The organism is Actinosynnema sp. NPDC059335, assembly GCF_042752395.1.
GTDB lineage: Bacteria > Actinomycetota > Actinomycetes > Mycobacteriales > Pseudonocardiaceae > Actinosynnema.
The window spans coordinates 1-314 of record NZ_JBHYXZ010000115.1; the positions used below are offsets into that span (position 1 = coordinate 1).

1 protein-coding gene is annotated in these 314 nt (G+C 82.2%); it reads right to left on the reverse strand.

What is annotated here, in order from left to right:
- Window positions 1–314: hypothetical protein (locus tag ACFXGA_RS28885; protein WP_378093184.1), on the reverse strand; the 314-nt coding region annotated here is incomplete at both ends.

Below are 314 nucleotides of genomic sequence, written 5' to 3' on the forward strand. Positions count from 1 at the left end.
GCGGCGGGCAGCGTGGCCGGCGGCGCGGCGGCGCCGGAGGCGGCGGGCGCAGCGGCGGGCGGCGGGGGTGGGGCGGGGCGGGCGGTGGCGCGGAAGCGGTCGGTGGTGAAGCCGTCGGAGCCGTCGCGCAGCACCACGTCCACGGCCGGGTCGGGTTCGTCGCGCGCCAGGGCCGCGACGCGCAGGGCCCGCGGTTCGCGGTGGTCCACCACCACCGGCGCGGACAGGTCGACGTCGGTGAACTCCCAGCCGTCCCGGTCGCCGAGCACGGAGGCGGCGGCCTGGGCCATCGCCTCCAGGCCGGCGACCGCGGG